Origin of the sequence: Nocardia sp. NPDC060220, assembly GCF_042727815.1 — a bacterium.
Taxonomy (GTDB): domain Bacteria; phylum Actinomycetota; class Actinomycetes; order Mycobacteriales; family Mycobacteriaceae; genus Nocardia.
On record NZ_JBHWZY010000400.1, the window covers coordinates 1 to 6,194 of the forward strand.

Below are 6,194 nucleotides of genomic sequence, written 5' to 3' on the forward strand. Positions count from 1 at the left end.
GCCCGAACCCGTCTTCACCGCTGCCGCAGGCGATTTCCGCGCACCACGCACCCCGGCCGAGCAGATCGTGGCCGGCATCTTCGGCGATGTGCTGAGCCAGGAACGCGTCGGCGCCGACGACAACTTCTTCGAACTGGGCGGCAACTCCCTGGTCGCCACGCAGGTCGTCGCCCGCATCGGCGCCGCCTTCGGTATCCAGCTGGGTGTGCGCGCGCTGTTCGAGACCCCGACCGTGGCCGGACTCGCCGCGCGGGCCGAATCCGTCACCCCCGCCGATGTTTCCGCCGCGCGTCCGCCGCTGGTCGCGCAGCCGCGTCCCGAGCAGGTGCCGCTGTCGCTGGCCCAGCAGCGGATGTGGTTCATCAACCAGTTCGACCCCACCGCACCCACCTACAACCTGCCGTTCGTGGTGCAGATGAAGGGCAGCGTCGACGTCGACGCCCTGATCGCCGCGCTCAATGATGTTGTGGTGCGCCAGGAATCGCTGCGCACGATCTTCCCCGACGCCGACGGCGGTTTCCAGCACGTACTCGGCGCCGACGAGTTCGACCTCGGCATCGCGGTGACCCCGATCGACCAGTCGCGGCTGCGCGACGAACTGATCGACTTCGCCTCCACCGGCTTCGATGTCACCCTGGAACTGCCGATCCGCGTGCAGATCTTCAAGGTGGCCGGTGGAACCGCCGAGTCCAACGGTCACGGTGCGGGCACCCCGGAATACGCGGTCGCCTTCGTCGTGCACCACATCGCGGCCGACGGTTTCTCTTTCGGCCCGCTGGCCCGCGATGTCGCCACCGCCTACCTGGCTCGCGCCGCGGGCCAGGCTCCGGCCTGGCTGCCGCTGCCGGTCCAGTACCGCGACTACACCCTGTGGCAGCACGAACTGCTCGGCGCCGAATCCGACCCGGCTTCGATGGCCGCGCGTCAGCTCGACTACTGGAAGAGCGCCCTCGAGGGCCTGCCCGACCAGCTCGACCTGCCCAGCGACCGCCCGCGCCCGCAGCAGCAGAGCTTCCGTGGCGCGCGCGTCGGTTTCGAGATCGACGCCGACACCCACGAACAGCTCGCCGCCGTGGCCCGTGCCAACGGCGTCACCCTGTTCATGGTGGTGCACGCCTCCCTCGCGGTGCTGCTCGCGCGCCTGTCGGGCACCACCGACATCGCCGTCGGTACGCCCATCGCCGGTCGTGGTGAGCAGGCCCTCGATGACCTGATCGGCATGTTCGTCAACACCCTGGTGTTGCGTTCCGACGTCGATCCCACCCAGCCGTTCACCGAATTCCTCACCCGCACCCGCGAAACCGACCTGAGTGCGTTCGCCAACGCGGATGTGCCGTTCGAGCGGCTCGTCGACGTGCTCAACCCGTCGCGCTCGCAGGCCCGCCATCCGCTGTTCCAGGTGGTGCTGTCGTTCCAGGAGATGTCGCACGGCACCCTGGAGCTGCCCGGTCTCACCGTCACGGCCGACGAGGTCGAGGTCGACATGGCCAAGTTCGACCTGCAGTGGACCCTCACCGAGGAACACACCGGTACCGGCTCGCTGTCGGGCATGACCGGCGTGCTCACCTACGCCATCGACCTGTTCGATCAGTCGACCGTCGAAGAACTGCTGCTGCGCTGGCGTCGCGTGCTCGACGCGATCCTGGCCGACCCGGCCGTCACCGTCGGCGCGATCGACGTGCTCGACGACGCCGAACGCGCCGACCTGGTCACCCGCTTCGGCGCCCCCGCCGCGGTGGCGCGCACCCTGCCGCAGCTGATCGCCCAGGCCGCCCGCGACACCGAGGCGACCGCCGTGGTGTTCGAGGGGACCGCTGTCTCCTACGGCGAACTCGATCGTCGCTCGAACCAGTTGGCGCGCTTGCTGATCCAGCAGGGTCTCGGCGCCGAGGACTTCGTCGCCGTCGCCGTGCCGCGTTCGCTGGAATCGGTGCTCGCCGTGTGGGCGGTCACCAAGACCGGTGCCGCGTTCGTGCCCGTCGACCCGAACTACCCGGCCGACCGCATCGCCCACATGATCACCGATGCCGGTGTGTCCGTTGGCATCACGGTCACCGGTGAAGCCGACGATCTCCCTGATTCGGTGAGCTGGGTGGTGGTCGACGACATCGACCTCACCGGTATCTCCGATGCCGCCCTCGCGCCGCGGGAACTCGTGCGCCAGACCGATCCCGCGCAGCCCGCGTACCTGATCTACACCTCCGGTTCCACCGGTGTGCCCAAGGGCGTCGTGGTCACCCACGCCTCCGTCGCCAACTTCTGCGCCGAGCAGATCGACCTCTACTCGCTCGACTCCACCACGCGCGCACTGCATTTCGCCTCGCCGTCGTTCGACGCCTCGGTGCTGGAAATGCTGCTCGCCATCGGTCGCGGCGGCACGCTCGTCGTCGTCCCGCCGGGTGTGTACGGCGGTGAGGAACTGCGCGACATCCTCATCACCGAACAGGTCACCCACGCGTTCGTGACCCCGGCCGCGCTGGCCACCTTCGACGCCCGCGGCCTCGATCACCTGCGGGTGCTCGCCGCGGGTGGTGAAGCGGTCCCGCCGGAACTGGTCGCCAAGTGGGCCGTGCGCCTGCCCGACGGTTCGCGCCGCATGCTGGGCAATGTCTACGGACCCACCGAGACCACCATCGCGTCCAACCTCAGCGAAGGGCTGATCCCGGGGGAGCGGGTCGTCATCGGCGGCCCCATCCGCGGCGTCCACACCCTGATCCTCGACGACCGCCTCCGCCCCGTGCCGGTCGGTGTCGCGGGTGAGCTCTACATCGGCGGCGTCGGCATGGCGCGTGGGTACCACGCGCGCGCCTCGCTCACCGCCGACCGTTTCGTCGCCAACCCCTACGCCCCCGGTGCGCGGATGTACCGCACCGGTGACGTGGTGCGCTGGACCGCCGATCGCAACGTGGAGTACGTCGGCCGCTCCGACTTCCAGGTGAAGGTCCGCGGTTTCCGTATCGAACTGGGCGAGATCGACTCCGCGCTCGCCTCGCACGAGACAGTCGACTTCGCGGTCAGCATCGGTCACAAGAACAAGGGCGGCAGCACCTCGCTGGTGTCCTATGTCGTGGCGGTGCCGGGCAGTTCGATCGATATCGCCGAACTGACCGACCATGTCGCACAGCGTCTGCCCGCGTACATGGTGCCCTCGTCGATCATGGTGCTCGCCGCGGTCCCGCTGACCGTCAACGGCAAGCTCGATCGTCGCGCGTTGCCCGCGCCGGTGTTCGAGGTGCGCGAGTTCCGCGCGCCCACCACCCCGATCGAGCAGATCGTCGCGCAGATCTTCGCCGACGTGCTCGAACTGGGCCGGGTCGGTGTCGAGGACGACTTCTTCGAACTGGGCGGCAACTCGCTGATCGCCACCCAGGTCGCGTCCCGCATCGGCATCGCCCTGGACACCCGTGTCCCGGTCCGCATGCTGTTCGAGGCCCCCACGGTGGCGGCGCTGGCCGCCCGGGTGGAATCCCAGGCCGGCGACGGCGCGCGCAAGGCGCTGGTCGCCCGCGAACGCCCCGACCGGGTGCCGCTGTCGCTGGCGCAGCAACGCATGTGGTTCCTCAACCGCTTCGACACCGCGTCGGCGGTCAACAACATCCCGGTCGCGATCCGGCTGTCCGGTGACCTGGACGTGGCCGCCCTACAGGTCGCGGTCATCGACGTGATCGACCGCCACGAGTCGCTGCGCACCGTGTTCCCCGACTCCGGCACCGGCCCCGTGCAGGTGATCCTGGACGCCGCGCAGATCGTTCCCGACCTCACCCCGTACCGGGTGACCGAGGACAACCTCATCGATCACCTGATCGATCTGGCGTCGATGGCGTTCGACGTGACCAGCGAAGTGCCGCTGCACGCACGGCTTTTCGAGGTGTCGGAGTCCGAGTACGTGCTCGGCATGGTGGTGCACCACATCTCCGCCGACGGCTGGTCGATGGCGCCGCTCTCGCGCGATGTGATCATGGCGTACGCGGCCCGCACCTCGTGGGAGGCGCCGACCTGGGCCGAACTGCCGGTCCAGTACGCCGACTACTCGCTCTGGCAGCGTGAGGTCCTCGGCTCCGAGGACGATCCGCAGTCGTTGATCTCCTCCGAGATCGCTTACTGGGCAAAGGAACTCGCGGACCTACCCGACGAGCTGGTCCTCCCGGCCGATCACCCGCGCCCGCCTGCCGCGTCCTACCGTGGCGGCACCTACAGCTTCGTCATCGCGAGCGAAACCCAGCGTGCCCTGGTCGAATTGGGTCGCCGCTACAACGCCTCGCTGTTCATGGTCATGCACAGCGCCCTCGCGGTGCTGCTGGCCCGTGCCAGCGGCTCCAGCGATATCGCGATCGGTACCCCGGTGGCGGGCCGTGGCGATCAGGCGCTCGACGACCTGGTCGGCATGTTCGTCAACACCCTGGTGCTGCGCTCGCAGGTCGACGGCGCCACCCCGTTCGCCACGTTGCTCGCCCAGGCCCGCGAGACCGATCTGCAGGCCTTCGCCCACGCCGACGTGCCGTTCGAGCGCCTGGTCGAGGTGCTCAACCCGGCCCGTTCGCAGTCGCGCCACCCGCTGTTCCAGGTGATGCTGTCGTTCCAGAACAACAAGCAGGCCTCGCTGCAGCTGCCCGGTCTCGCGGTGAGCGGAATCGATTACGACCCGCAGCTGGCCAAGTTCGACCTGCAGCTCACGCTCACCGAGGTCCAGGACACCGACGGTGGCGTCGGCGGTATGGCGGCCGAATTCTCGTACGCGCTCGATCTTTTCGACGAATCGACGGTCGCCGCGTTCGCCCGCAGGCTCGACAACATCTTCGCCGCGGTGGTCGCCGATCCCGAGGTGTTCGTCGGCGACATCGATCTGCTCGCGCCAGAGGAGCACGCACAGGTCCTCGTCGACTGGAACGACACCGCGCACGCCGTCCCGCACGCGACGCTGATGTCGCTGTTCGACGCACAGGTGGAGCGGACCCCGGACGCCGTCGCCCTGGTCTTCGAGCAGCAAGAGCTGTCCTACCGCGAGCTGCAGGAGCGGGCCAACCGCATCGCGCGCCGCTTGATCGCCGACGGCGTGGGCCCCGGTGACAATGTGGCACTGGCGATCCGGCGTTCCACGGAGTTGGTCGTCGCCATGTACGCGGTGCTGCAGACCGGCGCCGCCTACGTGCCGCTCGACCCGGATCAGCCCGCCGACCGCATCGGCCACATCATCGAGACCGCGCAGCCGCGATTGGTGCTCACCAGCCGCCGCGACGCGTTCGAGTCCGACGGCGTCACCGTGCACGCGGTCGAGAACATCTTCTCGCCCGCCGACTTCAGCGGTGCGCCGATCACCGATGCCGAACGCGTGCAACCGATTCGGGCCACCAACACCGCCTACGTGATCTTCACGTCCGGCTCGACCGGCCGCCCCAAGGGCGTCGCGGTGGATCACGCGGCGATCGTCAACCGCCTGCTGTGGATGCAGCACGAGTACCCGATCGACGCCGCCGACGCCGTCCTGCAGAAGACCCCGGCCACGTTCGACGTTTCGGTGTGGGAGTTCTTCTGGCCCTTGCAGACCGGTGCCCGCCTGGTCGTCGCCAAGCCCGACGGCCACCGCGATCCGGTGTACCTGGCCCAGATCATCGCCGAACGCGACATCACCACCGCGCACTTCGTGCCCTCGATGCTGTCGGTGTTCGTCTCGACCCTCGGCAGCAACGGCAACGGTGACGCGGTGCGCCTGCGACAGGTGTTCGCCTCCGGCGAGGCGCTGCCCGCGCCCACCGCGCAGCGCCTGCGCGAGCTCACCGGCGCCCGTCTGCACAACCTGTACGGTCCCACCGAGGCCGCGGTCGACGTCACCTATCACGAGGTCGTCGACGCCGATGTGGAGTCGGTGCCGATCGGGCGCCCGGTGTGGAACACCCGGGTGTTCGTGCTGGATTCGCGCCTGCACCCCGTGGCGCCCGGCGTTGCGGGAGAGCTCTATCTGGCGGGCGATCAGCTGGCTGTCGGCTATCTCAACCGGGCCGACCTGACCGCCGACCGCTTCGTCGCCAATCCGTACGGCGCGGCGGGCTCGCGCATGTACCGCACCGGTGACCTCGTCACCTGGACCGCGGTGTCGGGCGAGAACGGTCTCACCTACGGCGAACTGAACTACCTGGGCCGCACCGACTTCCAGGTGAAGCTGCGTGGTCTGCGCATCGAACTCGGTGAGATCGAGG

Annotated in this window: 1 protein-coding gene; it reads left to right on the forward strand. The window is 68.9% G+C overall.

The features are described 5' to 3' along the window. The coding region (locus ACFWF3_RS20660; protein WP_379314900.1) for an amino acid adenylation domain-containing protein at positions 1–6,194 on the forward strand (6,194 nt) is incomplete at both ends.